The 24,862-nt window shown below is 63.1% G+C and carries 21 protein-coding genes; 10 read left to right on the top strand and 11 right to left on the bottom strand.

From position 1 onward, the window contains the following. The first annotated feature begins 5 nt into the window (after positions 1-5). The gene (locus tag ACF8MI_RS18695; RefSeq protein WP_060498845.1) at positions 6-2,396 is read left to right on the top strand and encodes a diguanylate cyclase; all 2,391 of its coding nucleotides are present in this window, start codon (positions 6-8) and stop codon (positions 2,394-2,396) included. Positions 2,397-2,519: 123 nt separating this feature from the next. On the opposite strand, the gene dacB is transcribed toward ACF8MI_RS18695, so the two are convergent. From dacB to ACF8MI_RS18655, 8 genes are all read right to left on the bottom strand, one after another. Then, on the bottom strand, positions 2,520-3,977 hold the full coding sequence (gene dacB / locus ACF8MI_RS18690) for a D-alanyl-D-alanine carboxypeptidase/D-alanyl-D-alanine-endopeptidase (RefSeq protein WP_016714859.1): 1,458 nt from the start codon (positions 3,975-3,977) through the stop codon (positions 2,520-2,522). Between the two features lie 201 nt (positions 3,978-4,178). Next, positions 4,179-4,523 (bottom strand): YggL family protein, encoded by a 345-nt coding sequence (locus ACF8MI_RS18685; protein WP_060498846.1) that lies wholly within the window; start codon positions 4,521-4,523, stop codon positions 4,179-4,181. Between the two features lie 34 nt (positions 4,524-4,557). Then, entirely contained in the window at positions 4,558-8,193 is a 3,636-nt protein-coding gene (locus ACF8MI_RS18680; protein ID WP_186723163.1) for an ATP-binding protein, read from the bottom strand. 8 nt (positions 8,194-8,201) lie between these two features. Continuing rightward, positions 8,202-8,819, bottom strand: a complete 618-nt coding sequence (locus ACF8MI_RS18675; protein ID WP_060498848.1) for a response regulator transcription factor — start codon at positions 8,817-8,819, stop codon at positions 8,202-8,204. A 272-nt stretch (positions 8,820-9,091) separates the two neighbouring features. Continuing rightward, positions 9,092-10,423 carry a deoxyguanosinetriphosphate triphosphohydrolase gene (locus tag ACF8MI_RS18670; RefSeq protein ID WP_060498849.1) on the bottom strand — a complete coding sequence of 444 codons (1,332 nt, stop codon included), beginning with the start codon at positions 10,421-10,423 and terminating at the stop codon, positions 9,092-9,094. Between the two features lie 104 nt (positions 10,424-10,527). Next, a complete protein-coding gene (locus ACF8MI_RS18665; RefSeq protein ID WP_060498850.1) occupies positions 10,528-10,857 on the bottom strand; it encodes a hypothetical protein in 330 nt (109 codons plus the stop codon). After that, positions 10,854-11,228, bottom strand: coding sequence for a phage holin family protein (locus ACF8MI_RS18660; protein ID WP_025338297.1), 375 nt, complete (start codon positions 11,226-11,228; stop codon positions 10,854-10,856). The genes ACF8MI_RS18665 and ACF8MI_RS18660 overlap by 4 nt, the downstream gene beginning before the upstream one ends. Before the next feature lie 9 nt (positions 11,229-11,237). Continuing rightward, positions 11,238-11,552: a YqjD family protein gene (locus ACF8MI_RS18655; protein ID WP_060498851.1), complete on the bottom strand. Its 315-nt coding sequence runs from the start codon at positions 11,550-11,552 to the stop codon at positions 11,238-11,240. Positions 11,553-11,866: 314 nt separating this feature from the next. Between ACF8MI_RS18655 and ACF8MI_RS18650 the strand changes: the two genes are divergently transcribed. The 5 genes from ACF8MI_RS18650 (at position 11,867) to ACF8MI_RS18630 (ending at position 15,216) form a co-directional block, all read left to right on the top strand. Beyond that, positions 11,867-13,075 carry an ammonium transporter gene (locus ACF8MI_RS18650; protein ID WP_060498852.1) on the top strand — a complete coding sequence of 403 codons (1,209 nt, stop codon included), beginning with the start codon at positions 11,867-11,869 and terminating at the stop codon, positions 13,073-13,075. Positions 13,076-13,146: 71 nt separating this feature from the next. Then, a complete protein-coding gene (locus ACF8MI_RS18645) occupies positions 13,147-13,386 on the top strand; it encodes a glutaredoxin family protein (protein ID WP_060498853.1) in 240 nt (79 codons plus the stop codon). 88 nt (positions 13,387-13,474) lie between these two features. Beyond that, entirely contained in the window at positions 13,475-13,906 is a 432-nt protein-coding gene (locus ACF8MI_RS18640) for a D-Ala-D-Ala carboxypeptidase family metallohydrolase (RefSeq protein ID WP_060498854.1), read from the top strand. A 65-nt stretch (positions 13,907-13,971) separates the two neighbouring features. Beyond that, complete coding sequence (locus ACF8MI_RS18635) at positions 13,972-14,280, top strand: hypothetical protein (protein ID WP_019096184.1); 309 nt, start codon at positions 13,972-13,974, stop codon at positions 14,278-14,280. Positions 14,281-14,331: 51 nt separating this feature from the next. Beyond that, positions 14,332-15,216: a pseudouridine synthase gene (locus ACF8MI_RS18630; RefSeq protein ID WP_104835251.1), complete on the top strand. Its 885-nt coding sequence runs from the start codon at positions 14,332-14,334 to the stop codon at positions 15,214-15,216. Between the two features lie 47 nt (positions 15,217-15,263). On the opposite strand, the gene ACF8MI_RS18625 is transcribed toward ACF8MI_RS18630, so the two are convergent. Together ACF8MI_RS18625 and acnA are read right to left on the bottom strand one after the other, a co-directional pair. Then, positions 15,264-16,829, bottom strand: coding sequence for a PAS domain-containing methyl-accepting chemotaxis protein (locus ACF8MI_RS18625; protein WP_060498856.1), 1,566 nt, complete (start codon positions 16,827-16,829; stop codon positions 15,264-15,266). Positions 16,830-16,964: 135 nt separating this feature from the next. Further along, complete coding sequence (gene acnA, locus ACF8MI_RS18620) at positions 16,965-19,706, bottom strand: aconitate hydratase AcnA (RefSeq protein ID WP_104835250.1); 2,742 nt, start codon at positions 19,704-19,706, stop codon at positions 16,965-16,967. Positions 19,707-19,930: 224 nt separating this feature from the next. Between acnA and rlmM the strand changes: the two genes are divergently transcribed. The 3 genes from rlmM (at position 19,931) to pdxB (ending at position 22,517) form a co-directional block, all read left to right on the top strand. Beyond that, complete coding sequence (gene rlmM, locus ACF8MI_RS18615) at positions 19,931-20,995, top strand: 23S rRNA (cytidine(2498)-2'-O)-methyltransferase RlmM (protein ID WP_060498858.1); 1,065 nt, start codon at positions 19,931-19,933, stop codon at positions 20,993-20,995. 76 nt (positions 20,996-21,071) lie between these two features. Then, positions 21,072-21,314 (top strand): sulfurtransferase TusA, encoded by a 243-nt coding sequence (gene tusA, locus ACF8MI_RS18610; protein ID WP_003248727.1) that lies wholly within the window; start codon positions 21,072-21,074, stop codon positions 21,312-21,314. A 60-nt stretch (positions 21,315-21,374) separates the two neighbouring features. Then, positions 21,375-22,517: a 4-phosphoerythronate dehydrogenase PdxB gene (gene pdxB / locus ACF8MI_RS18605; protein WP_104835249.1), complete on the top strand. Its 1,143-nt coding sequence runs from the start codon at positions 21,375-21,377 to the stop codon at positions 22,515-22,517. A gap of 69 nt (positions 22,518-22,586) precedes the next feature. On the opposite strand, the gene ACF8MI_RS18600 is transcribed toward pdxB, so the two are convergent. Further along, positions 22,587-22,760, bottom strand: a complete 174-nt coding sequence (locus tag ACF8MI_RS18600; RefSeq protein ID WP_164524267.1) for a PA1571 family protein — start codon at positions 22,758-22,760, stop codon at positions 22,587-22,589. 209 nt (positions 22,761-22,969) lie between these two features. Here ACF8MI_RS18600 and ACF8MI_RS18595 point away from each other — a divergent pair, with 209 nt between their 5' ends. Then, positions 22,970-24,733 carry an ABC transporter transmembrane domain-containing protein gene (locus tag ACF8MI_RS18595; protein ID WP_060498860.1) on the top strand — a complete coding sequence of 588 codons (1,764 nt, stop codon included), beginning with the start codon at positions 22,970-22,972 and terminating at the stop codon, positions 24,731-24,733. Positions 24,734-24,862: the final 129 nt, after the last annotated feature.

Genomic DNA, 24,862 nt, shown 5'->3' with positions numbered 1-24,862 from the left:
GGTGTATGTCAAAGTGTGGCGTGCGTGCGCGGTTATCTGGCCTGTGCACAGAGACGGTGTCCGCGTGGGCGGTGGCGCTGGTGGCCTTGGTGGCGGGCGGTCTGTTGACGGCCGCCTTGGCACTGGCCGCGCAGGCGTTTTACAAGCAGCAGTTGCGCCAGCGCTTCGAGTTGCTGGCCAGCGAACGCTATAGCCGTATTGCCGAGCGTTTTGATGAACAACAGCAGCGCCTGGATGGCCTGCGGCGGTTCTTCAGCTTTTCCAACGAAGTGACACCACGCGAATTTGACGGTTACGCCCGGCCGTTGCTGCAGCGTACCTTGGCCTACGCCTGGGCGCCGCGTGTGGAAGCCGCGCAGCGTGCCGAGTTCGAGCAGCATGCCCGCGAGCATTCCGGCCCGGGCTATGTGATCCGTGACCAGGATGCGCAAGGGCAGTGGCACCCCGCGCCGCTGCGCGACCATTACTTCCCTGTGTTGTATACCCAATCCGGTGAAATGCCCGGGCTGCCCTATGGGCTGGATCTTGCCGGCCAGGGTGAGCCCCATGCTGCCCTGGCGCGGGCGCTCGGGCCTGGCAGCATGGCGGTGTCCGAGCCCTTGGCCATGTACGATATTCCTTCGTATGCGCGCGGCCTGGTACTGGTAGCCCCCGTGTTTTCCGATGCCAACCCGCATGGTGCTGCAGTGGGGTATGTGGTGGCGTTGTTGAGCATGCGCGAGATGGTCAGCGATGGGCGCCCTGTGGTAGCGGATGACAACCTGGTGGTGCGTATCGTCGACCCGTCCGGGTTGCAAGAGCCACAAGTGTTGTACGACTCGCAGAACCAGGTCGCCCCTTTGTCGCTGAGCAGCAACCAGCTGCTGCACCTGGCAGACCACCACTTCCAGCTGAGCATCCTGCCCAGCCAGGCGTTCGTGCGGGCCAACCGCTCATCGGCGGTACTGGCGGTCGGCCTGCTGGGCGGGTTGTTGAGCCTGCTGCTCAGTGCCTTGCTCTACAGCCTGTTCAGCCAGCGCCAGCGTGCCCTGGCCCTGGTCGAGCAGCGTACCGCCGAGTTGCGGGTCAGCGAGCAGTCCTTACGCGGCACCCATAATCAGTTGCGCAGTATATTGGAGGCCGCGACCCAGGTGGCCATTATTGCCACCAACCTCAAGGGCGAAGTCAGCACATTCAACACGGGGGCCGAGCGTATGCTGGGTTATCCGGCCAACCAGGCCATCGGCCAGTTGCGCCTGGAGGACCTGGTGCTGCCGGACGAATTGAACCAGCGTGCGCATGCGCTCAGCCAGCGTTTTGGCCGGCACATTGCCGGTGGACAGGCGCTGTTTGCAGAAACCGTTTACGAGCGAGGCGCCGAGCCGGGTGAGTGGACCTTGCTACGCGCCGATGGCAGCCAGTTGGTGGCCAACATGCTGGTCACGGCCATGCTTGATGAACAGGGCCTGTGGGTTGGCTACCTGGCCATCTGCATCGATGTCACCGAGCGGCGTCGGGTACACGAGGCACTGGCGGCGCGCGACCGGCTGCTGGAAAAGCTCAGTGCCGAGGTGCCGGGCGGTATTTATCAGTATCGCCTGGATGCCGATGGTCATTCGTGTTTTCCCTACGCCAGCAAAGGCCTTTACGACATCTACGAAGTGGACCTGCAGCAGTTGCGCGAAGATGCTTCGGTGGTGTTCGAGCGTATCCACCCCGATGACCTGGAGCGCGTGCGCTGTTCGGTACGTTACTCGGCCGAGCACCAGGCACCCTGGCGCGAGGAATACCGGGTGTGCCTGCCACGTGCCGGCCTGCGCTGGGTGCGTGGCGAAGCGACGCCGGAGGTGGGTGAGCACGGCTGTACCTTGTGGCATGGCTACCTGACGGACATCTCGGACCTCAAGGGTGTGGAGGAAGAGTTGCGGGCGCTGTCGGTGACCGATTCACTGACCGGCATTCATAACCGCCGCTACTTCCAGGAACGGCTCAAGGTCGAACTGGAGCAGGCTCAGCGTGATGGCTTGACGCTGGCCGTGATCATGCTCGATATCGATCACTTCAAGCACATCAACGACCGCTTCGGCCATGCCGTCGGCGACCGTGTGCTGCGCAGCCTGTGCCAGCGTATCGGCCAGCGCTTGCGGCGCACCGATGTGTTCTGCCGGTTGGGCGGAGAGGAATTCATGGTGCTGTGCCCGGGCAGTGATGCCGAGCAGGCGCGGCTGCTGGCACTTGAGTTGTGGCATGGGCTGCGCAATGTGCCGGTGGACGGCGTGGGCAAGGTGACGGCCAGTTTTGGTGTGGCGGGATGGCGGCCGGGGGAGGGCGCCGATGCCCTGTTGCTACGGGCGGATGCGGGGGTGTATGCAGCCAAGCAGGCTGGGCGAGACAGGGTGGAAGGCGAGTCAGCCTGAAGTCTGACGCGGTCGTTGTGGGAGCCGGCTTGCCCGCGAAGCAGGCGCCGCGGAGGATGGCACGGGCTTCGCCCGTGTTCGCGGGCAAGCCCGCTCCCACATTGACGCTGTATGGCTGCAGGATCAGTTGGCTGCAGTGCTGCCCGCCAGCTTCGGCTGGCGATACAGGTCCAGCAACACCTGGTCGAGCACCTGCGAAGCCCCCCATGGTTTCGGGTCGTTGAGGATTGCCGCCACCGCCCAGGTATGGCCGTTGCTGTCACGGCTGAAACCGGCAATCGCCCGCACGGTGTTGAGCGTGCCGGTCTTGATGTGCCCTTCGCCGGTCATGGCTGTGCGCTTGAGGCGCTTGCGCATGGTGCCGTCCATGCCCACCAGCGGCATCGAGCTCATGAACTCGGCGGCGTAAGGGCTCTTCCAGGCGGCCTGCAGCATCTCGGCCATTTCCCGGGTGCTGACCCGTTCGGCACGCGACAGCCCTGAGCCGTTTTCCATCACCAGGTGCGGCGCGGTAATGCCTTTCTTCGCCAGCCACTGGCGGACCACGCGTTGCGCGGCACGGGCGTCGTCGCCGTCGGCATCGGTGCGGAACTGCGCGCCAAGGCTCAGGAACAGCTGCTGGGCCATGGTGTTGTTGCTGTACTTGTTGATGTCGCGGATCACTTCCACCAGGTCTGGCGAGAAGGCGCGGGCCAGCAGGCGTGCACCTTTGGGCACGTTCTCGATGCGGTCGCCACCCTGGATGTTGCCACCCAGCTCGTTCCAGATCGCGCGCACGGCACCGGCGGCGTAGGTCGGGTGGTCGAGCAGCGACAGGTAGGTCTGCGAGTTGCAGCCGTCACCCAGCTGGCCGCTGACGGTGACGCTGATGCCATCGGCCTGAGGTACTGGGTTGTAGCGCACATCACCCGTGCACTGCTTGGACGCCACGGCCTTGACCTGGTTGTCGATGCGAATGCTGGCAATAGGGGGTTCTACCGCGATGGTAACCTTGCCACCATCGTTGCGGGCCACGAAGCGCAGGGCCTTGAGGTTGACCAGCAGCGAGTCGGGTTTGACCAGGAACGGCTTGTTTTCATCGCCACCGTCATCGTTGAACTGCGGCAGGTTGGGCTGCACGAAGTGGCTGCGGTCCAGCACCAGATCACCGGTGATGGTGCGCACGCCATTGGCGCGCAGGTCACGCATCAGCAACCAGAGCTTTTCCATGTTCAGTTTTGGGTCGCCGCCACCTTTGAGGTACAGGTTGCCGTTGAGCACGCCATTGCTCAGGGTACCGTCGGTGTAGAACTCGGTTTTCCACTGGAAGGTGGGGCCAAGCAGCTCGAGGGCGGCATAGGTGGTAACCAGTTTCATGGTCGAGGCCGGGTTCACCGAAACATCGGCATTGAACACGGTCGGGGTACCTGGCCCGTCCAGCGGCAGCATTACCAGCGACAGCGCTGTGTCCTGCAGCTTGTTGGCTTTGAGCGCCTGCTGCACTTTGGCGGGCAGGGTGGTGTTGACGGCGGCGGCGTGGCTGGGTAATGCGAGTGGCAACAGCAGGCCGGCAAGAACGAGGGGACGAAGCGTTTTGATCATAATGAATAAATACCCTGCAGCGAGGGAAAAGGGCATAGGGGCTGTAAGAGATGATGGCCCCAGGACGAAAGAGTACGCATTATGCCCCAAGCGCAGCGACGATGCGCCACGTTCGACGGAAAAGCATGGCGGATAAAAAGCATCGGCAATAAAAAAGGCCACCCATGCGGGTGGCCTTTTCAGCGATCAGACAGGCACGTGTTACTCAGCCTTGTTGATCGGCTTTTCCGGGTACCAGGCGTCCAGCAGCGGGCTGACTTCGATTTTGGTCAGTTCGCTGCGGCCCTTGAGCCAGCCTTCTACGGCGGCGCGTTGTTCTTCGCTGACCGAACCGCGCTTGACCGAGCACACCAGGCCGAAATCGTCACCGCCTACATAGTCCAGGCCGTTGGCGTCCATGGCTTCTTCCAGGAACGCATCGAGGAAAGCATCGATTGCCTGGTCATCCAGATCTTCCTTGAATTCCAGGTTCAGCTCGAAGCCCAATTCCTGAAACTCGTCGACACACAGCTTCTTGCGCAGACGACGGGAGCGGTTTGTGGCCATGAAACAATCCTCTTAGGTAATAACGCCGCGCAGTCTACCAGTTAACACGGCTGGCTGCCTGCGTATCGGTGCTTGGGGGCAATTCTTTAGCCAGCGCCAGCTCCACCCGCCGCATGTGCCGCGCCAGTGCCTGACGCCGCAGGCGCAACTGGACAGTAGGCAAGCCACCAGGCTCCAGTGCTTCGCAGGCGGCCATCAGGTCGGGGGCTTCGAGCATGCGCGCGGCGCTGAGCACTTTGTGGGCCTGTTCGGCAATGGCATCGGCGTCGTGCTCTGGGTGCAGCGCCATCAAGGTGGAAAAATCGGCCTGCAGGCTCTGCTGCAGCGTCTGCAGAAAACGCCGGCGGTCGGCGGGGTCATGCCCAACCACTGCAGCCAGGCCATCCAGGTGATACAGGGGGCGTCGGCGTTTGCGCTGCCGGCGCGGGTTGATGCCGGCCAGGCGCTGGCTGAGGGTGCTCAGGCTGATGGGCTTGAGCAGGCAGTCGTCCATGCCGGCGCTCAGGCACCTGCGGCGTACTTCTGGTTGAGCGTTGGCGGTATAGCCAAGAATGGTGCAGCGTGGCCGGTTGCCATGGCGCTCTTCGGTGCGCACGGCTGTCGCCAGCTGGTAGCCGTTCATGTGCGGCATGCTGCAGTCAAGTACCAGCACATCGAAGTTGCCCGCCCGCCAGGCAGCCAGGCCTTCACGGCCATCGCGGGCGCTGGCGTGTTCCAGGCCCAGGTAGGCAAGCTGCTGCGCCATCAGTTGCAGGTTGGCCGGATGGTCGTCGATCACCAGCACGTTCAGCCGCGGGTCGGGCACATCAAGCTTTTCGATCAGAGGTGCCGGCTGCACGTGTGCATCAACCAGTTGCAGCGGCATTTTCAGGCAGACTTGGGTGCCAACCCCTTCGAGGCTTTTGAGGGTCAGGTCGCCACCCATCATTTCGCACAGGTTACGGCAGATGGTCAGGCCCAACCCGGTACCTGCGCGTGCGCCCTGGCTATGCGGGTTGGCCTGGACGAACGGGGTGAACAGGCGTTGCAGGTCGTCGGCGTGGATGCCGATGCCACTGTCACGCACTTCCAGATGCAGTACGGCGGGCGTGCCGGTGTCGGTGTCCCGCAGGTCGGCGCTGATACGCACCTGGCCATGCTCGGTGAACTTGATGGCGTTGCTGACCAGGTTGGACAGCACCTGTTTGAAGCGCAGGGGGTCGAGCAAGGCATGGCAGCGCGCTGCTGGCATGATCATTACCTCAAGTGCCAGGCCTTTCTGGCGTGCCTGGCCCTCGAAGATACGCCCCACCGACTCCACCAATGCGGCCAGGTCTACGGCCTCCGGCGCCAGGGTCAGGTGCCCGGACTCGATGCGCACGATATCGAGGATATCGCCGATCAGGCCCAGCAGGTCTTTGGCCGAATGGTGGGCAAGCTCGAGTGCGCTACGGTCCAGCCGACCTTGGTCGGCGCGTTTCACCGCCAGTTCGAGCATGCCGATCACGGCATTCATCGGCGTGCGTATTTCGTGGCTGATGGTGGCCAGGAAGGTGCTTTTGGCGCGGTTGGCATCGTCGGCCTGTTGTTTGGCCTGGCGCAGCTCCAGCACCAGCTGGCGGCGATCGCTGATGTCGATCCAGCCGCCGATGATGCCCTGGATTTCTCCCAGTGAGTCGCGGTACGGCAGAATCCAGTGATAAATGGTCAACTCGCGTCCCTTGATCCGCAGGGGGCGGTCCATGATCAACGGCGATCCGGCGGCCATGACTTTCAGGTAATCGGCCTGAATTTGACGGGTTTGCTCGGGATTGTCGAACAGGCTGTTTTCGAGCTGCTTGCCAATGACCTCATCGGCCCGGGCCTGCACGGCTTCCAGGTAGCTGTAGTTGCAGCTTTTCAGGCAGCCTTCGCGGTCACGCACATACATGGGGTGGGGGGTGCCGTTGAGCAGGGCGCGCATGAATGCCAGTTGGTCGTTCAGGGCGCGTTCGGCGCGGTGGCGCTGGCGAATCTGCAGGCGCAGGCGAGCGTTCCAGAGCAAGGCCAGCAGCAGAAGCACGGCAGTGCCCAGCACCACCTGCAGGGCGAGGCGGCTATAACCCTTGGCGTTGCTGTCTTCGTGCCGGCCAAAGCCGCGCCAGCGGTTGTTGATAACCCCCAGCTCTTCCGGTGAGATGCTGAGCAGTGCCTTGTCGAGGATCGACAGCAGGGCCGGTGAAGGGGCCATGGTGGCCATGGCGAAGTTGGCGGGTTCGCTGCCCACCGTCGAGCGGATCACCAGTTCCGGGTTGCTGGCCAAGGCGTGGTTGGCATCGATCAGGGTGGTAATCACTGCATCGACGGCACCACTGTTGAGCAGCGCCATGGAGTAGAACGCGCTTTCGGTCTCGACCCAGCCGATCTGCGGATAGTACCGGGACAGCATGGCATCCATGGCGCTGTAGCGGGTAATGGCGATGCGGTGCCCTTGTAGTTGTTCCAGCGAGCCCGGTGCCTTGTTGTCCTTGTGGCTGACCAGTACATAGGCGCTTTCCAGGTAGGGGCGGCTGATTAGCAGATCGTCCCCCGCCGCCCTGGCGCTGGCCAATGCGGCGATGACATCGGCCCGGCCATCCTTGAGGCGGGCAATCATGTCGGCAATGCCACTGGCACGTTGTACTTCGAAGCGCAACCCCGTGCGCAGGCGGATGAGCTCCAGCAGGTCGGCAGTGATGCCGCGAAAATGCCCCGAATCATCGAAATACGAGAGGGGTGCAGCCGTGTCATCAATCGCCACGCGCATCACCGGGTGCTGCTGCAGCCACTGTTGCTCGGCCTCGCTCAATTGCAGTTGGCGGTCGCTCAGCAGTTGGTCGCTGCCAGCGCTCCAGCGCTTGAAGATGCTGGTGCGCATGGCTGGGGTCTGGCTGTCGAGGACAACGTTCACCAGCTCGAGCAGCAGTGTGTCTTGCTGGCGCAAGGCAAAGCCGAAGCCGATGGCCTCGTGCTTGCCGAAGTTGGCCATGCGCAGGCGTGGCAGGTGGCCGCGATTGAGCTGGTAGTGTGTGGAGATGGTGTCGCCGATGAACACGTCGGCCTGGCCGAATGCCACGGCATTCAGTGCCTGGCTGGAAGAGCCGAAGGCCAGCAGCTCGGCCTTGGGGTAGGCGCTGAGGACTTCCTGTTTGGGCAGGTAGTGGTAGAGCATGCCCAGGCGCATGCCGTTCAGGTCCGTGTCTATCGCCCGGTTTTCATCTTCGCGCGTTACCAGTACCGGCTGGTCGATGGCATAGGGCTGTGACAGCGCCAGACCGTCGTTGGCCGCTTCGTAACCATTGGCGCTGCCGAGCAAATCGATATCACCGTGCCTGAGCGCCTCCACCGCCGCCTGCCGGCTGGAAAAGCGCAGCACCCGGACGGGTAACTGCAGGGCCTTGCCGATCAGGCTTGCATACTCGGCAGTCAGGCCTTGGTAGTCGCGGCCGCCACTGGTGATGTCGAACGGCGGGTAGTCGGGTGCCGACGTCCCCAGTACCAATTCCTGACGGCCTTCGAGCCATAACCGTTGTTCGGGCGTGAACAGGATCTGGGCCGGCCCGGCCGATGAACGTGCCAGCAACGTGTAGGACGATGCTTCGCGATTGGTAGCGTGTGTCGCGCTGCTTGAAAGCAGCAGGGCGAGCAGCAGGCGGGCGATAGTGCGGGCCATGGCTACCTTCAGACAAGCGCGTTGCGCTTGGCCATCTCGATCAAGTCCACCAGCGTGTTGACCTGAAGCTTGTGCATGAGCCGCTTTTTGTAGGTGCTGACGGTTTTGCTGCTGAGGAACATGCCTTTGGCAATTTCCTTGTTGCTGCGGCCTTGAGCGAAGAGTTGCAGTACCATCAGTTCGCGGTCATTCACCTGGCGGAAAAGTTGCAAGTCAGTGCCGGTAGTCGGGTTGTTATTGATAGCCTGGCTGGGAAAATAGTTATATCCAGCCAGCACCGCCTTGATCGCACTGAGCAGTTCACCCAGGTCTTCTTGCTTGCACACGTAACCCGCAGCACCGGAGTGCATGCAGCGCACGGCAAACAATGCCGGGGACTGTGCAGTCAATACCAGAACCTTCAAGGGCAGGGCCATCGACTGAAAACGGGCAAGAACCTCCAGGCCGTCTAGCTTGGGGATGCTGATGTCGAGGATGACCAGGTCGGGGTTGCTCTCCCGGATCATCTGCATGGCATCCACGCCGTTGTCCGACTCGCCGGCGATCTTGTAGTTCTGGTTTTCCAGCAGCATACGGACGGCCAGGCGAATGACCGGATGGTCGTCAACAATAAATATGGAGTGCATGTTCAACTTCCCTGCGGTCGTTTAGGGTGACAGGTGGCACCTTATCGCAGTTGGAAGTCGACGGGCATCCGAGGATGGGCTGTTAGCCCTATATGGGAAATGGCTTACAAGATAAAACAAAACCGGCTACGAAATGGGTATGTTTAACTCGATGTCAAAGCGCATTTGGTAACTTTTCATTGATTTTTATTCGTGTTGTTTAATTTGCCGTCAGTATATGTAGGAAGTTTCCTGCAATGAGCGGTGCAGCCGAGGCACACCGAAGGCACAACTCACGTAGGGCTGGAGCGCCCGGTCATTTCGCTGGCCATTTCGCTGGCGTAGCTGTCGGTCATGCCAGCGATGAAGTCGATCATGCGCAGGAAGGCACTGTGCAACGAGGTATGTGGGTCTGGCGCATTGTTGCCGATCAGGTCCAGCACCCGGCGGCTTTTGAACGATGGTGTGCGCCCACCATGCTGTTCAAGGGCTGCACCGCAGAAGGTGTTCAGCAGAATCTCTAGGGTGGTGTACGCACCGATTTCGTGCAGGGTCTTGCGCTTGTCCTGGAAGATCTTGTTGCGCGCCATGTCCTTGGCCTGCAGCACGCAGCGCTTGGCCGGGCCGTGCATGTGCTCGACCAGGTCGCCCGCCAGTTGCCCGGCCAGCAAGGCGTGCTGCTGCTCGACGAAGGCGTGGGCGGCAGCGTTGGTGAGGTGCTCGATGGCCTTGCCACGCAGAATGGCCAGCTTGCGCCGGCGCGAGTCGCGTGGGCCTAGCTGGCGGTAGGTTTCCGGCAGGTCATCACCGACCAGATCGAGCAGCAGCGCCTCGACTTCGGCGTATTGCAGTAGCTCCATTTCCAGGCCGTCTTCGAGGTCGATCAGTGCATAGCAGATGTCGTCGGCGGCCTCCATCAGGTACACCAGCGGGTGGCGCGCCCAGCGTTGGTCTTCCAGTTGTGGCAGCCCCAGTTTGCGGGCGATCTGTTCGAGCAGGGGCAGTTCGCTCTGGTAGCTGCCGAACTTGTGCTTCTTGTAACCCATGGCGTCGGCGTGGCGCGCGCTCCAGGGGTACTTGAGGTAGGTGCCGAGGGTGGCATACGTCAGCCGGGTGCCGCCGTCGAACTGGTGGTACTCCAGCTGGGTAAGCACGCGAAAACCCTGTGCGTTGCCTTCGAAGTTGAGGAAGTCGGCCCGCTCGTCGTCGTTCATGCCGTCCAGCCAGCCACGCCCGGCGGCTTGCTGGAACCAGTGGCGAATGGCGTCTTCGCCGGAGTGGCCGAAAGGCGGGTTGCCGATGTCGTGGGCCAGGCAGGCCGACTGAACGATCATTCCCAGGTCACTGGGGGCGCACCAGTCCGGCAGGCTGTCGCGCAGGGTTTCGCCGACGCGCATGCCCAGCGAGCGGCCGACACAGCTGACTTCCAACGAATGGGTCAGACGCGTGTGGATATGATCGTTGCTGGAAACCGGGTGTACCTGGGTCTTGCGCCCAAGGCGACGGAATGCGCCGGAGAAGATGATGCGGTCGTGATCTTTGTGGAAGGGGCTGCGCCCGAGCTCATCGGCGCTATAGAGGGCTTTGCCCAGGCGTTCACGGGTGAGTAGGGTGTGCCAGTCCAAGGCGCGGTCTCCTGTGCATCGAAGGCATTAGCTTCCCGTGTCGTGTGCATCTGCGCAAGGGGCAAGGTGGTACCGCCCCCGGGTGGGGGCGGGTCACTCGGGGCTCAGGGGCGGCGATTGCCTTGCAGGTACAGGCGCACTAGCGGCAGCAAGCTGCTCCCCAGCCGCACCAGGCGCGCCAGGTTGCCGCTGCGCACGCCTTTGCCGGTGAGGAAGCCCAGCGCCACCACGGCGCCAATCCCCCACAAGGGCGCATGTTTGATCCCCAGGCCATCGTGCAGCGAGCTGCCCATGCCGCGCACACGGCGCAGCGGTTCCATCAGTTGTCCCGACTCGTGACGGATTTCCTGGCGGTGCATTTCCATGCGCAGGCGCAGCAGGGCCTTGCGCAGTTCGCGCGGGTTACGCGTGTTTGGCAGGTCTGGCAGGCTCATGGCAACAGGCGCTCCCGGTCTTTGGCAAGTTCTTCGAGGGTGGCGCCGAACGGCGATGACTCGTCGAACACCGCCGCCTTCAGGCGCAGCCCGCAGTACAGCGCGGCGATGCCATAGAACACGCACAGGCCGATGATACCGGCCAGGCGATAGCTGTCCCACAGCAGCACCAGCAACAGCCCGGACAGCGCCGTCAGCAGCAGTAGCGCAAAGACCAGCGCCAGGCCGGCGAACAGCAGCAGGCTCAAGGTGCGTCCCTTTTGCTCCTGCAATTCGATGCCGAACAATTCGATGTGGCTGTGCAGCAGGCCCAGCGCGGCGGCGCCCAGGCGCCTGCCCGAGGCGCTGGCGCCGTTGGCATCATTCTCCATGGGAACCCCTCAGCGCCGGTTGGCCAGCAGGCCGATCAACAGGCCGACGCCGGCGGCGATGCCGATCGCCTGCCACGGGTTTTCCTGCACATACTCCTCGGCGCTGCCCAGTGCGGCCTGGCCGCGTTCGCGCACCGAGTCCTGGGTCAGTTGCAGGGTTTCGCGGGCCTGGGCCAGGCGGTCGTGAATCTGTTCACGCAACTCGTCGGCCTGGTCGCCGGCCAGGTTGGCAGTGTCGGCCAGAAGTTTCTCGGTGTCGCGCACCAAGGCCTGGAAGTCAGCCATCAATATCTCTTGTGCAGTCTTTGCCGATTTGCTGGCCATGGGTCTCTCCCTGTCGATTGAGTGTTGGTAATTCGAGTGATAGCACGCGCGGAAGGTTCAAGTGCCCGTGCTGGTATGGGCCTTGCTAAGTGTTTGCCACGTTGCGGGGCACCGCCGGCGGGCCTTGCTCCGATTAAGGGCGCCCATGCAGCGAATACCGATAAACCTTAACCCAATCCACGACAAACCCAAGAAAAAACCACGCAGGCTCCGCCCGGTTCGCCATAACAGGGCAGGGGGCTGGCACCGATTCGGTGCAGGGATGCAGGTTCTTGAACTGTCCTGGTGCCTTTTTCAGCAGGTCTGCCTATTTCATGGAAAACATGCACAGCGCGATGGACTCTCTGGTCCACGGTTCCAATACCCTGTTCATTCTGATGGGCGCCATTCTGGTGCTGGCCATGCATGCCGGCTTCGCGTTCCTCGAAGTGGGCACGGTGCGCCACAAGAACCAGGTCAACGCCTTGTCGAAGATCCTCAGCGATTTTGCCATCTCGGCGCTGGTGTATTTCTTTATAGGCTACTGGATCGCCTATGGCGTCAACTTCTTCCAGCCAGCGGCGACGCTGGCGGCCGATCATGGCTATGCGCTGGTCAAGTGCTTCTTCCTGCTGACATTCGCGGCGGCGATACCGGCGATTATCTCCGGCGGCATTGCCGAGCGGGCGCGCTTTGTGCCGCAGCTGTGCGCCACGGCGTTGATCGTAGCGTTCATCTACCCGTTTTTTGAAGGTGTGGTGTGGAACGGCAACCTTGGCGTGCAGGCTTGGCTGCAGGCCCGCTTCGGCGCGCCGTTCCATGACTTTGCGGGGTCCGTGGTGGTGCATGCGATGGGCGGCTGGCTGGCGTTGGCGGCGGTGCTGTTGCTGGGCGCGCGCCGCGGGCGCTACCGCGATGGCCGGCTGGTGGCGTTTGCACCGTCGAGCATTCCCTTCCTGGCGCTGGGTTCGTGGATCCTCATCATCGGCTGGTTCGGCTTTAACGTGATGAGCGCCCAGACGTTGCAGGGCGTCAGCGGCCTGGTGGCGATCAATTCATTGATGGCCATGGTCGGCGGCACCCTGTCGGCCCTGCTGGCCGGGCGCAACGACCCGGGCTTCCTGCACAATGGGCCGTTGGCCGGCCTGGTGGCCATCTGCGCCGGCTCCGACCTGATGCACCCGATCGGTGCGCTGGCCACAGGCTTGGTGGCGGGCGCACTGTTCGTCTGGACCTTCACCGCAGCGCAAAACCGCTGGAAGATCGACGACGTGCTGGGGGTGTGGCCGTTGCACGGGCTGTGCGGCGTCTGGGGGGGAATTGCCTGCGGCGTATTCGGTCAGACAGCCCTGGGTGGGATGGGCGGTGTCAGCCTGGCCAGCCAGTTGTTGGGCAGCCTGATGGGTGTGGTTGTGGCCTTGGCCGGTGGCTTTGCCGTGTACGGGGCAATTCGCGCGTTTCATGGCCTGCGCTTGAACCATGAGCAGGAGTTCCAGGGCGCGGACCTGTCACTGCACCGCATTGGTGCCACCAGCCAGGATTGAGCCAGGTCAGGTGCACGGATGGCGGGACGGACCTAGAATAGGTTTTTCCCAGCCATACCGGAACGTACTCCATGCTGCCTGAATGCCAACTGTTCGGCACCCTCGGCTGCCACCTGTGCGAAGTGGCCGAGGCCGTGCTGATGCCCTTTGTCGATCATGGCCTGCTGGTTGAACTGGTCGACATCGCCGAGAACGAGGCCCTGTTCGACCGTTATGGCCTGATCATTCCGGTGCTGCGGCGCTGCGACAACGGCGGCGAGTTGCACTGGCCGTTCGATGCCGAGCAGGTGGTGGCGTTTCTCGCGCAGTGATGGCTCCAGGGGAGCTGCGTCCCTGCTCCAAGGTGATGACGGTGAGCTGATGATCCGGTGCCTATATTCAGTCATCGGGAGCCTCGCCATGTTGATCACCCCGCATTTCACGCTTGATGAAATGATCGTTTCCCAGCTCGCCGCCAGGGACGGTTTTGATAACACGCCACCGCCGCAAGCCCGCGCCAACCTGCAGTTGCTGTGCGGGGTGCTCGAGCAGGTGCGTGCGCTGTTCGACGCACCCATCATCATCAGCAGCGGCTACCGTAGCGAGAAGGTTAACCAGCTGATCGGCGGCTCCCCGAATAGCCAGCACGTTCAGGGCCTGGCGGCAGATTTCACGGTGATTGAAGTCAGCCCGCGCGATACCGTGCGCAGAATCAGTAACAGCACCATCGCTTTCGACCAGTTGATCCTCGAATTCGATCGCTGGGTACACCTTTCCGTGACGTGCGGCACGCCCCGGAGACAGGTGCTGACCGTTCGCAAGGGCGGCGGCTATCTGCCGGGGCTGCAATGAACCGGATTGACGACGGCAAGGGGATGTTCGTATGCTGTATATAAATACAGTATCGAGGTGAACCCATGCTCAACGTCGAGCAACTCAAGTACAGCGTCAACCGCATGCCCGTGGAGCGGGTGGCCGATGCCGTGCTGGAACTGCGCCTCGAAGGCCTGGTCACCGATGACCGTACCCCGTTCGGCAAGGTCCACTTCAATACCTGTTTCGCCGAGATCGAGGCCCTGTTCCAGCGTGCCGGTTACCACCGGGGGCTGGATGTAGTGGGTTACCAAGGGTTGCTGTACGCCCTTTACGACCCAGGCCGCTGGGAGCCGGTGCAGGTGCTGCGCTGGCTGAAGGAGCGCAGCGAGGCCATAGGCCAGGCTGGTTGAGTGCGCGGGCTTGGGGGATAATGCGCGGCCGTGAATGTTTCGAGCCCTGCCATGATCACGCCTTTCGACCCCGCCCGCCAGCAAGCCAGCACGGTGTGCCTGCCCCCCGGTAACTGGGCGACGGTGCTCGATTGCCTGTGTGACCATTTCAAGGCTATCGATCGCGCCCAGTGGCTCGACCGTTTTGCCCGTGGCCGGGTGCTGGATGCCGAGGGGCGGGCGGTTTCTGCCGAATTGCCATACAAGCGCGGTATGCGTCTGCACTATTTCCGTGAAGTGCCGAACGAGCGACCAATCCCGGTGCAGGAAACGGTCCTGCATGTGGATGAGCACCTGGTGGTGGCCGACAAGCCGCATTTCCTGCCGGTGACGCCAACCGGTGAATACGTCGAGCAGACCTTGCTGCGCCGCCTGATCCGTCGTCTGGATAACCCGCACCTGGTGCCGCTGCACCGTATCGACCGCCACACCGCCGGGCTTGTGCTGTTTTCTGCCAACCCGCACAGCCGCAGTGCTTATCAGCGCCTGTTCCCCGAGCGGCGTATCGACAAGCGCTACCAGGCCATTGCCGCAGCCATGCCGCAGCATGAGTATCCGCTGGTACACAAAAGCCGGCTGGTGCATGGCGAGCCGTTTTTCCGCATGCATGAGGTAGAAGGGGAGGCTAACAGCGAGTCCCTGGCCGAGGTGTTGGAGAAGAACGGTGAGCTGTGGCGCTATGGGTTGTCGCCGGTAACCGGCAAGACCCACCAATTGCGCGTGCACATGGCGGCGTTGGGGGCGGGGATCAGCAACGACCCGTTCTATCCGCAGTTGCTGAACGAAGAAGATGACTATCAGCGGCCTTTGAAACTGCTGGCACAGAGCCTGCGCTTCAAGGACCCGTTGAGCGGGGAAGAGCGGTATTTCGAGAGCCGGTTGCGGCTGGATTGGTAACGCAGGTAATCAGGCTTACGCTATGCCTGTCGGTGCTGCACGATGCTTTAACGGTTGAAACGCTCCACCAGCGAATACTGGCTCCCCGCCGTGCTGGTCAACTCTTCGCTGAGCAGTGCCGAGTGCAACGCCTGTTCGGCGGTCTGGTCGGCCAGTTCAGCAATGGTGCTGATGTTGCGGCTGATCTCGTCTGCCACTGCGGTCTGCTCTTCGGTCGCTGCAGCAATCTGGGTGGCCATGTCGGTGATGTTGGCGACTGCTTCACTGATCCCTACCAGTGCCTCGTCAGCCTGCATCACCCGGTCGACGCCTTCCTGCGCCTGGCGGTGGCCGGTTTCCATGGTCAGTACGGCGTTGCTGGCAGTTTGTTGCAGTTTTGCAATCAGGCCATGGATCTGACCGGTGGACTCAGCAGTGCGCTGAGCCAGTTGGCGCACTTCATCAGCCACAACGGCAAAACCACGGCCCATTTCCCCGGCGCGCGCCGCTTCGATCGCTGCGTTAAGCGCCAGCAGGTTGGTCTGGTCGGCGATGCCCTTGATCACGTCGACCACACCGCCAATTTCGTCGCTGTCCTTGGCCAGCTGGGTCACCGTCTGGCCGGTTTCGCCCACCGCTGCCGACAGGCGCTCGATGGCATCGCGGGTTTCCCCGGCAATCTGCCGCCCCTGGCTGGTCAGGCGGTTGGCTTCCTGGGTGGCGTCGGCGGTGCGCTGCACATGGTTAGCCACTTCCTGCGTGGTGGCGGCCATCTGGTTGACTGCAGCGGCGACCTGCTCGGTTTCTACTCGCTGACGCTCAAGCCCCGAGGAGCTCTTGTGCGCCAGGGCGTCGGACTGGCGCGCCTGTTCGCTGAGGTGTTCGGCACTGTCCTGCAGGCGGGTCAGGCAGGTTTTCAGGCGTGCGTCCTGGCTGAGCATGGCCATTTCCAGGCGCGCCTGCACACCACGGCTGTCGGTAAACATCTGTGCGATCAGCGGGTCGGAGGTGGTCTGTTCGGCCAGGCGCAGCAAGCGCTTCAGGCCGCGCTGCTGCCAGCCAAGGCCAAGCAGGCCCAACGGTACGGAAAGCCCGGCGGCCAAGGCGAAGCCCCAGGAGTGGCCAAGCCAGTTGCCGATCAGGAAGCCTACCTGGCTGATCAGGATGAATGGCAGCCAGTCCTGCAACACTGGCAGCCACTTGTCGCGGCGCGGTACTGGCGGCTTGCCCTGATTGATGCGCTGGTACAGCGCCTCGGCGCGACGGATCTGCTCGGCGGTGGGCTTGACCCGCACGGACTCGAAGCCCACGACCTGGTTGTTGTCGTAGATCGGCGTGACATAGGCATTGACCCAGTAGTGGTCGCCAGACTTGCAGCGGTTTTTGACAATGCCCATCCAGGGTTGGCCCTGCTTGAGCGTTTGCCACATATGAGCGAACACGGCGGGCGGCACGTCGGGGTGACGCACCAGGTTGTGCGGCGCACCGGTCAGCTCTTCGCGGGTGAACCCACTGATTTCGATGAAGGCATCGTTGCAGTAGGTGATCACACCCTTGGCATTGGTGGTGGAGATCAACCGCTGCTGGGCAGGGAAAGTCCGTTCTCTCTGGGTAATCGGCTGGTTGTTACGCATGGGTTGATAGTCCGCAAGGCTTTCGACAGGTATCGGCAAGGGACTGGTTTTATTGAATGATTATTTAATGTGAACGATTGCAGGCATGCCAGCCCTGCCTGGGGCCGCTGTGCGGTGGCCCCAGGCTTTGCTGACTTAGCCGGCAATCAGCTGTCGCAGCACATAATGCAAAATCCCCCCTGCCTTGAAGTACTCCACCTCATTCAGGGTATCGATACGGCACAGCACCTCGACCTGCGCCTGCTGCCCATCCTCGCGGGTGATGCGCAAGGGCAGGCTCATGCCCGGGCGGATCTGCGCGCCATTCAAACCCAGCACATCGATTTGCTCCTTGCCGGTCAGCCCCAGTTGCTTGCGGTCGTCACCGGCCTTGAACTGCAGCGGCAGCACGCCCATGCCCACCAGGTTGGAGCGGTGAATACGCTCGAAGCTTTCCGCCAGCACGGCCTTGACCCCCAGCAGGTTGGTGCCCTTGGCTGCCCAGTCGCGGCTTGAGCCGGTGCCGTATTCCTGGCCGGCAATCACCACCAGCGGGGTGCCTTCCTGCTGGTAGCGCATGGCTGCGTCGTAGATCGACAACTTCTCGCCGCTGGGCACATGCAAGGTGTTGCCGCCTTCTTCACCCGCCAGTATTTCGTTGCGAATGCGGATGTTGGCGAAGGTGCCGCGCATCATCACTTCATGGTTGCCACGCCGCGAACCGTAGGAGTTGAAATCGCGTGGCTCCACCCCCTGCTCACGCAGGTAGCGCCCGGCGGGGCTGTCGGCCTTGATGTTGCCGGCCGGTGAGATGTGGTCGGTGGTCACCGAGTCGCCCAGCAGCGCCAGCACACGCGCACCCTGGATGTCGACGATTTGCGGCGGCGGGCCGCTGATGCCGTCGAAGAACGGTGGGTGCTGTATATAGGTGGAGTCGGGCTGCCACACGTAGGTGGCGGCCTGCGGTACCTCGATGGCCTGCCATTGCGCATCGCCGGCGAACACTTCGGCATATTCCTTGTGGAACATCGCCGTGTCGACCTTGGCGACGGCTTCGGCAATTTCCTGCTGGCTGGGCCAGATGTCGCGCAGGTAAACCGGCTGGCCGTCCTTGCCGGTACCCAGCGGGTCACACGTCAGGTCCAGCCGTACGCTGCCGGCCAGGGCGTAGGCCACCACCAGCGGCGGCGAGGCCAGCCAGTTGGTCTTGACCAGTGGGTGCACACGGCCTTCGAAGTTACGGTTGCCCGACAGCACTGACGCCACGGTGAGGTCGGCGCTGCCGATGGCTTTCTCGATCGCTTCATCCAGCGGACCGGAGTTGCCGATGCAGGTGGTGCAGCCATAGCCGACCAGGTCGAAGCCCAACTGGTCGAGGTAGGGGGTGAGCCCGGCGGCCTTGAAGTAGTCGGTGACCACCTTGGAGCCCGGTGCCAGCGAACTCTTGACCCAGGGTTTGCGTTGCAGGCCCTTTTCCAGCGCCTTTTTCGCCACCAGCCCGGCGGCCATCATCACACTGGGGTTTGAAGTGTTGGTGCATGAGGTGATCGCGGCAATCACCACTGCACCATCGCGCAGCGTGTGGGTCTGGCCTGCATGGTTGTAGTCGATCTCGCCCGCCTGGTCGGCGTTGCCTACCGCTACGCCACCGCCACCCTCGCTTTCCAGGCGGCCGACTTCCTTCGCCAGTGGCTTGGGTTGCAGTTCGATGAAGTGGTCGAAGGCCTGGCTGACCTGGCCCAGTGCCACGCGGTCCTGCGGGCGTTTAGGCCCGGCCAGGCTGGCTTCGACCTCGTGCATGTCCAGCGCCAGGCTGTCGCTGAACAGCGGCTCCTGCCCAGGCAGGCGCCACAGGCCTTGGGCTTTGCAGTAGTGCTCGACCAGTTGCACGGTCGCTTCGGGGCGGCCCGACAGGCGCAGGTAGTCCAGGGTCACCTGGTCGACCGGGAAGAAACCGCAGGTGGCGCCGTATTCCGGCGCCATGTTGGCAATGGTCGCCCGGTCGGCCAATGGCAGCTCGGCCAGGCCATCGCCGTAAAACTCGACGAACTTCCCGACCACGCCTTTTTTGCGCAGCATTTGCGTAACCGTCAGCACCAGGTCGGTGGCGGTGATACCTTCGCGCAGCTTGCCGGTCAGCTTGAAACCGATCACTTCGGGTATCAGCATCGACACGGGTTGGCCGAGCATGGCCGCCTCTGCCTCGATGCCTCCGACACCCCAGCCGAGCACGCCCAGGCCATTGATCATGGTGGTGTGCGAGTCGGTACCCACCAGGGTGTCGGGGAAGGCGTAGGTGCGGCCATCGGCTTCACGGGTCCACACCGTGCGGCCCAGGTACTCCAAGTTGACCTGGTGGCAGATGCCGGTGCCCGGCGGCACCACGCGGAAGTTATCGAAGGCGCTCTGGCCCCAACGCAGGAAGGCATAGCGTTCGCCATTGCGCTGCATTTCGATGTCGACGTTCTCGTTGAAGGCTTGCGGTGTGCCATAACGGTCGACCATCACCGAGTGGTCGATCACCAGATCCACCGGTGACAGGGGGTTGATCCGCTGTGGGTCGCCACCGGCCTTGGCCATGGCCGCGCGCATGGCAGCCAGGTCGACCACGGCCGGCACCCCTGTGAAGTCCTGCATCAGCACCCGCGCCGGGCGGTACTGGATCTCGCGGTCGGAGCGCCGCTCGCCCAGCCACTGGGCAAGGGCGCGCAGGTCGTCGCCGGTGACGGTATGACCGTCCTCCCAGCGCAGCAGGTTTTCCAGCAGCACCTTCAATGACATGGGCAGGCGTTGCAGGTCACCCAGCTGGCGGGCGGCTTCGGTGAGGCTGAAATAGTGGTAGGTCTGGTTGCCGACCTGGAGGGGCTTGAGGGTGTTCAGGCTATCGAGCGAGGGCATTGCCAACTCCTTCTGCGCCGGTGCCCGGCAAATACTCAAGGTTTACCGGTGTCACCGCTCTGTTTCGGTCCGCACGGTGCGGACCTGGCTGAAAGGTCAGGTTAGACCGCTTTGCGGCCCCTGACCCTTTTCTGGACCGGTGGGGCATGTCGCAGGTTCCGATCTTCCTTTATCATCGCCGCCCTGCCGGCGCCTGTTGCGCGCCAGCCGTAGTGGAGTGAGAGATGAATACCCTGTTCATGCATTGCCGGCCCGGTTTCGAGGGCGAGGTTTGCGCCGAAATCAGCGAACATGCCGCCCGCCTGGGCATTGCCGGCTATGCCAAAGGCAAGCCACAAAGTGCCAGCGCCGAGTTTGTCTGCAGTGAAGACGGCGGTGCCGAGCGGTTGATGGGGGCGCTGCGCTTCAACGAGCTGATTTTCCCTCGGCAGTGGGCCCGTGGCGGTTTTGTCGAGTTACCGGAAAGTGACCGGATCAGTGTGCTGCTGGCGCAGTTGGCCGACTTCCCGGTGTTCGGCAGCCTGTGGCTGGAAGTGCTGGACAGCAACGAAGGCAAGGAATTGTCCACCTTCTGTCGCAAGTTCGAAGTGCCGCTGCGCAAGGCCCTGCAAAAGGCCGGCCGCCTGGTCGACGACGCCAGCCGGCCACGGCTGCTGCTCACCTTCATCAGCGGCCGGCGGGTGTTTGTTGGCCTGGCCCCGGCCAACAATAGCGCGTTGTGGCCCATGGGCATCCCGCGCCTGAAATTCCCCCGCGAGGCACCCAGCCGTTCGACCCTCAAGCTGGAAGAGGCCTGGCACCAGTTCATCCCGCGTGAGCAGTGGGAACAGCGCCTGGGCGATGACATGACCGGTGTCGACCTGGGCGCCTCGCCGGGTGGCTGGACCTACCAGCTGGTACGTCGTGGCATGCTGGTGACGGCCATCGACAACGGGCCGATGGCCGAAAGCCTGATGGACACCGGCCTGGTGCAGCACTTGATGGCCGACGGTTTCACCTGGCAGCCGAAGCAGCCGGTGGACTGGATGGTATGCGACATCGTCGAGAAGCCGGCGCGCACCACTTCGCTGATCGAAACCTGGCTGGGTGAGGGGTTGTGCCGCGAGGCAGTGGTCAACCTGAAGCTGCCGATGAAGCAACGCTATGCCGAAGTGCGGCGGTTGCTCGACCGCATGGAGGCGACATTCAAGGCGCGCAAGATCAGGGTATCGATTGCCTGCAAGCAGCTGTATCACGACCGTGAGGAAGTGACTTGCCATCTGCGCAGACTGGACCTGAAGCCGCGCTGATTTCGGGGGCTGCAAGCCAGCCCCTTGGTCGAAACGGCCCTATGCGCGACAATAACGATCATTTGTGGAGCCCCCCATGACCGATTTCACCCCCGACGCCATCCTCGACGCTACCGGCCTGAATTGCCCGGAACCGGTAATGATGCTGCACCAGCACGTGCGCAACCTGGCCGCTGGCGGCCTGCTGAAGGTCATCGCCACCGATCCGTCGACCCGTCGTGACATTCCCAAGTTCTGCAACTTCCTCGGCCACGAATTGCTGCAGCAGCAAGAGGACGCCGGCACCTTCCTGTACTGGATCCGCAAAAAAGCCGACTGAAGCGCTCTGGAACACGCCCCGCGTTGCGCCTACACTGCGTTCCCCAGACAGGAGAGCGCCATGCTGATAGTTGCCGACGAGAACATCCCGCTGCTCGATGCCTTCTTCCAGGGTTTCGGTGAAATTCGCCGCTACCCGGGCCGAAGCCTCGATGCCGCCAGCGTCAAGGACGCCGATATCCTGCTGGTGCGCTCGGTGACCAAGGTCGACCGCCAGTTGCTCGAAGGCAGCCGCGTACGCTTTGTCGGCACTTGCACCATCGGCACCGATCACCTGGACTTGGACTACTTTACCGAAGCCGGCATCCGCTGGAGCAGTGCGCCCGGCTGCAATGCACGCGGCGTGGTCGACTACGTGCTGGGCAGCGTACTAACCCTGGCCGAGCTCGATGGCGTGGCACTGCCCGAACGCGTGTATGGCGTGGTGGGTGCGGGTGAGGTGGGCGGCCGTCTGGTGCGGGTGCTTCACGGCCTGGGCTGGAAGGTACTGGTGTGCGACCCGCCGCGCCAGGCCGCCGAGGGTGGCGACTACGTCAGCCTCGAGACGATTTTGCAGCAGTGCGATGTGATCAGCCTGCATACCCCGTTGCAGCGTGCCGGCGAGCACCCGACCTGGCACTTGCTGGGCCAGGCGCAGCTGGCGCAGTTGCGCCCAGGGGCCTGGCTGATCAACGCCAGTCGTGGCCCGGTGGTAGACAACGCCGCCTTGCGCGAGCTGCTGCTGGACCGTGAAGACGTGCATGCGGTGCTGGATGTGTGGGAGGGCGAGCCGCAGGTCGACCTGCAACTGGCCGACCTGTGCACGCTGGCTTCGCCGCACATTGCCGGCTACAGCCTCGATGGCCGCCAGCGTGGCACGGCGCAGATCTATCAGGCGTTGTGCCGCTTCCTCGGCGTGGACGAGCAGGTGCAACTGGCAGACTTGCTGCCCCGACCGCCGCTGGCGCAGATTGAGCTGGACGCCAGCACCGACCCGGCCTGGGCCTTGGCGACCCTGTGCCGCGCCGTGTATGACCCGCGCCGCGACGATGCGGACTTCCGCCGCAGTCTGAGCGACGACCCGCAGCAGCAGCGGGCGGCGTTCGACCAGTTGCGCAAGCAGTACCCGCCACGGCGCGAGATCGAAGGGCTGGCGGTGCGCTTGCGGGGTGAGTCGCCACAGCTGGCACAGCTGGTCAGTGCCTTGGGTGGGGTGCTGGCCTGATAGATTGTTGAAGGCAGTGCCGGCCAATAAAAACCCGGCGCGAGCGCCGGGTTGCAAGTAATTCGTAGGTCAACCTTTGCGTACGCGCTCGGCCCGGCTTTCTTCCAGGGCCTTGCAGGCCTGCTGGATCATCTGCTCGGTGATCGGCACTTCGCGCCCCTGGGCGTCGATGATCGAACCGCACACCTGCGGTTTCGGGGTGGCCCGAGGCTTCTGGTTGTCACTGCCATGCTGCAAGCTCATGCACTGTCTCCTCATCAGGTTCAAGCTCAAGTTAGCCCTGCGCCGTGACTGGCCTGTGACAGCTTCTGTGTCACGGCAGCAACAGTCCAACAGAAACCAGGTGAAAGCTCCAGCGACTGGTTAGACCGATGGGCTATAGCAACCTGCAGGCGTTCCCACAGCCTGGATGAGTGGTAGTCTGCGGCTTCTCCCGCATTGTGGTCGTCGCCATGCCCGAATCGGTTTCCCCACGTCAGCGCCGCGCCTTGCGCCTGGCCTGGCAGTTCGTCCGCCCCTATCGCCGGCAAGTGCTGCTGGCCTTGCTGGCCCTGGTGGTCACTGCCGCCATCACCCTGTCGATGGGCCAAGGTATCCGCCTGTTGGTGGACCAGGGCTTCATGACCCGCTCCGCGCACCAGCTCAACCAGACCATCGGGTTGTTCCTGCTGCTGGTGCTGGCCCTGGCGGTGGGCACTTTCAGCCGCTTTTACCTGGTCTCGTGGATTGGCGAGCGGTGTGTGGCCGATATCCGTCGCGCCGTTTTCGATCACCTGATCGGCCTGCACCCCGGCTTTTTCGAAGACAATCGCAGCTCCGAAATCCAGTCGCGGCTGACGGCGGACACCACCTTGCTGCAGTCGGTGATCGGCTCATCGTTGTCGATGTTCCTGCGTAACGCGTTGATGGTTATCGGCGGCGTGGTGTTGCTGTTCATCACCAACCCCAAGCTCACCAGTATCGTGGTGGTGGCCCTGCCGTTGGTGCTGGCACCTATCCTGCTGTTTGGCCGTCGGGTGCGTAGCCTGTCGCGGCAGAGCCAGGACCGGGTGGCCGATGTGGGCAGCTACGTGGCCGAAACGCTGGGGCAGATCAAGACGGTGCAGGCCTACAACCACCAGGCGCACGACCGTGAACTGTTCGCGGGCACGGTCGAAGCAGCGTTTAGCGTGGCCCGCAAGCGGATTGCCCAGCGTGCCTGGCTGATCACCCTGGTGATCGTGCTGGTGTTGGGGGCGGTGGGGGTGATGTTGTGGGTCGGCGGCATGGACGTGATTGCCGGGCGTATTTCTGCAGGCGAGCTGGCTGCGTTCGTGTTCTACAGCCTGATCGTCGGTAGCGCCTTCGGTACCCTCAGTGAGGTGATCGGCGAGCTGCAGCGTGCCGCCGGTGCCGCTGAGCGTATTGCCGAACTGTTGGCTGCGCGCAGTGCAATCCTGCCGCCCGAGCTGGCGCAGGCGCTACCAAAACAGCGGGCCAGCGGGCACATCGAATTGCAGCAGGTGGTGTTCGCCTACCCGTCACGGCCTACGGTGGCGGCCGTCGATGGCCTGAGCCTGGCCATCGAACCAGGACAGACCGTTGCCCTGGTTGGTCCCTCGGGTGCAGGCAAGTCGACCCTGTTCGATTTGTTGTTGCGTTTTTACGACCCGCAGCAAGGGCGCATCCTGCTCGATGGCCAGGCGATTACCGCCCTCGACCCTGACCAGCTGCGCCGCCAGTTCGCCCTGGTGGCGCAAAACCCCTCGCTGTTCCGTGGCACGGTGGAGGCCAACATCCGCTATGGCCGGCCCGAGGCAACCCTGGCAGAAGTCGAGGCAGCCGCCCGCGGTGCCTATGCCGATGAATTCATCCGGCAGCTGCCGCAAGGCTACCAGACGCCCTTGGGCGAGGGCGGTATCGGGCTTTCCGGTGGGCAGCGGCAGCGCCTGGCGATTGCCCGGGCGTTGCTGGTGGATGCGCCGATCCTGTTGCTGGATGAAGCCACCAGCGCCCTCGACGCGCAGAGCGAGCACCTGATCCAGCAGGCGTTGCCCAGCCTGATGGCCGGGCGCACCACGCTGGTGATCGCCCATCGCCTGGCCACGGTGCAGCATGCCGAACGGATCGCGGTCATCGACAAGGGGCGGCTGGTGGCGGTGGGCACACACCGTCAGTTGATCGAGGAAAGCCCGCTGTATGCGCGCTTGGCGGCCTTGCAGTTCACCACAGGGTAGGGTGTCGCGGTTTTGTAACATTTTTGTAGCAATTGCCTGAGAGTATCTGCCTCAACTGTTGCGTAAGTGCTCGACCTGGCTGCCATTGCTTGATGGCAGCTTTTTTTTGGCCTGCCAGTCATGGGGGCT

This window comes from Pseudomonas sp. yb_9, assembly GCF_043103635.1.
Lineage (GTDB): Bacteria > Pseudomonadota > Gammaproteobacteria > Pseudomonadales > Pseudomonadaceae > Aquipseudomonas > Aquipseudomonas monteilii.
This window is presented reverse-complemented; position numbering and strand designations above follow the sequence as displayed.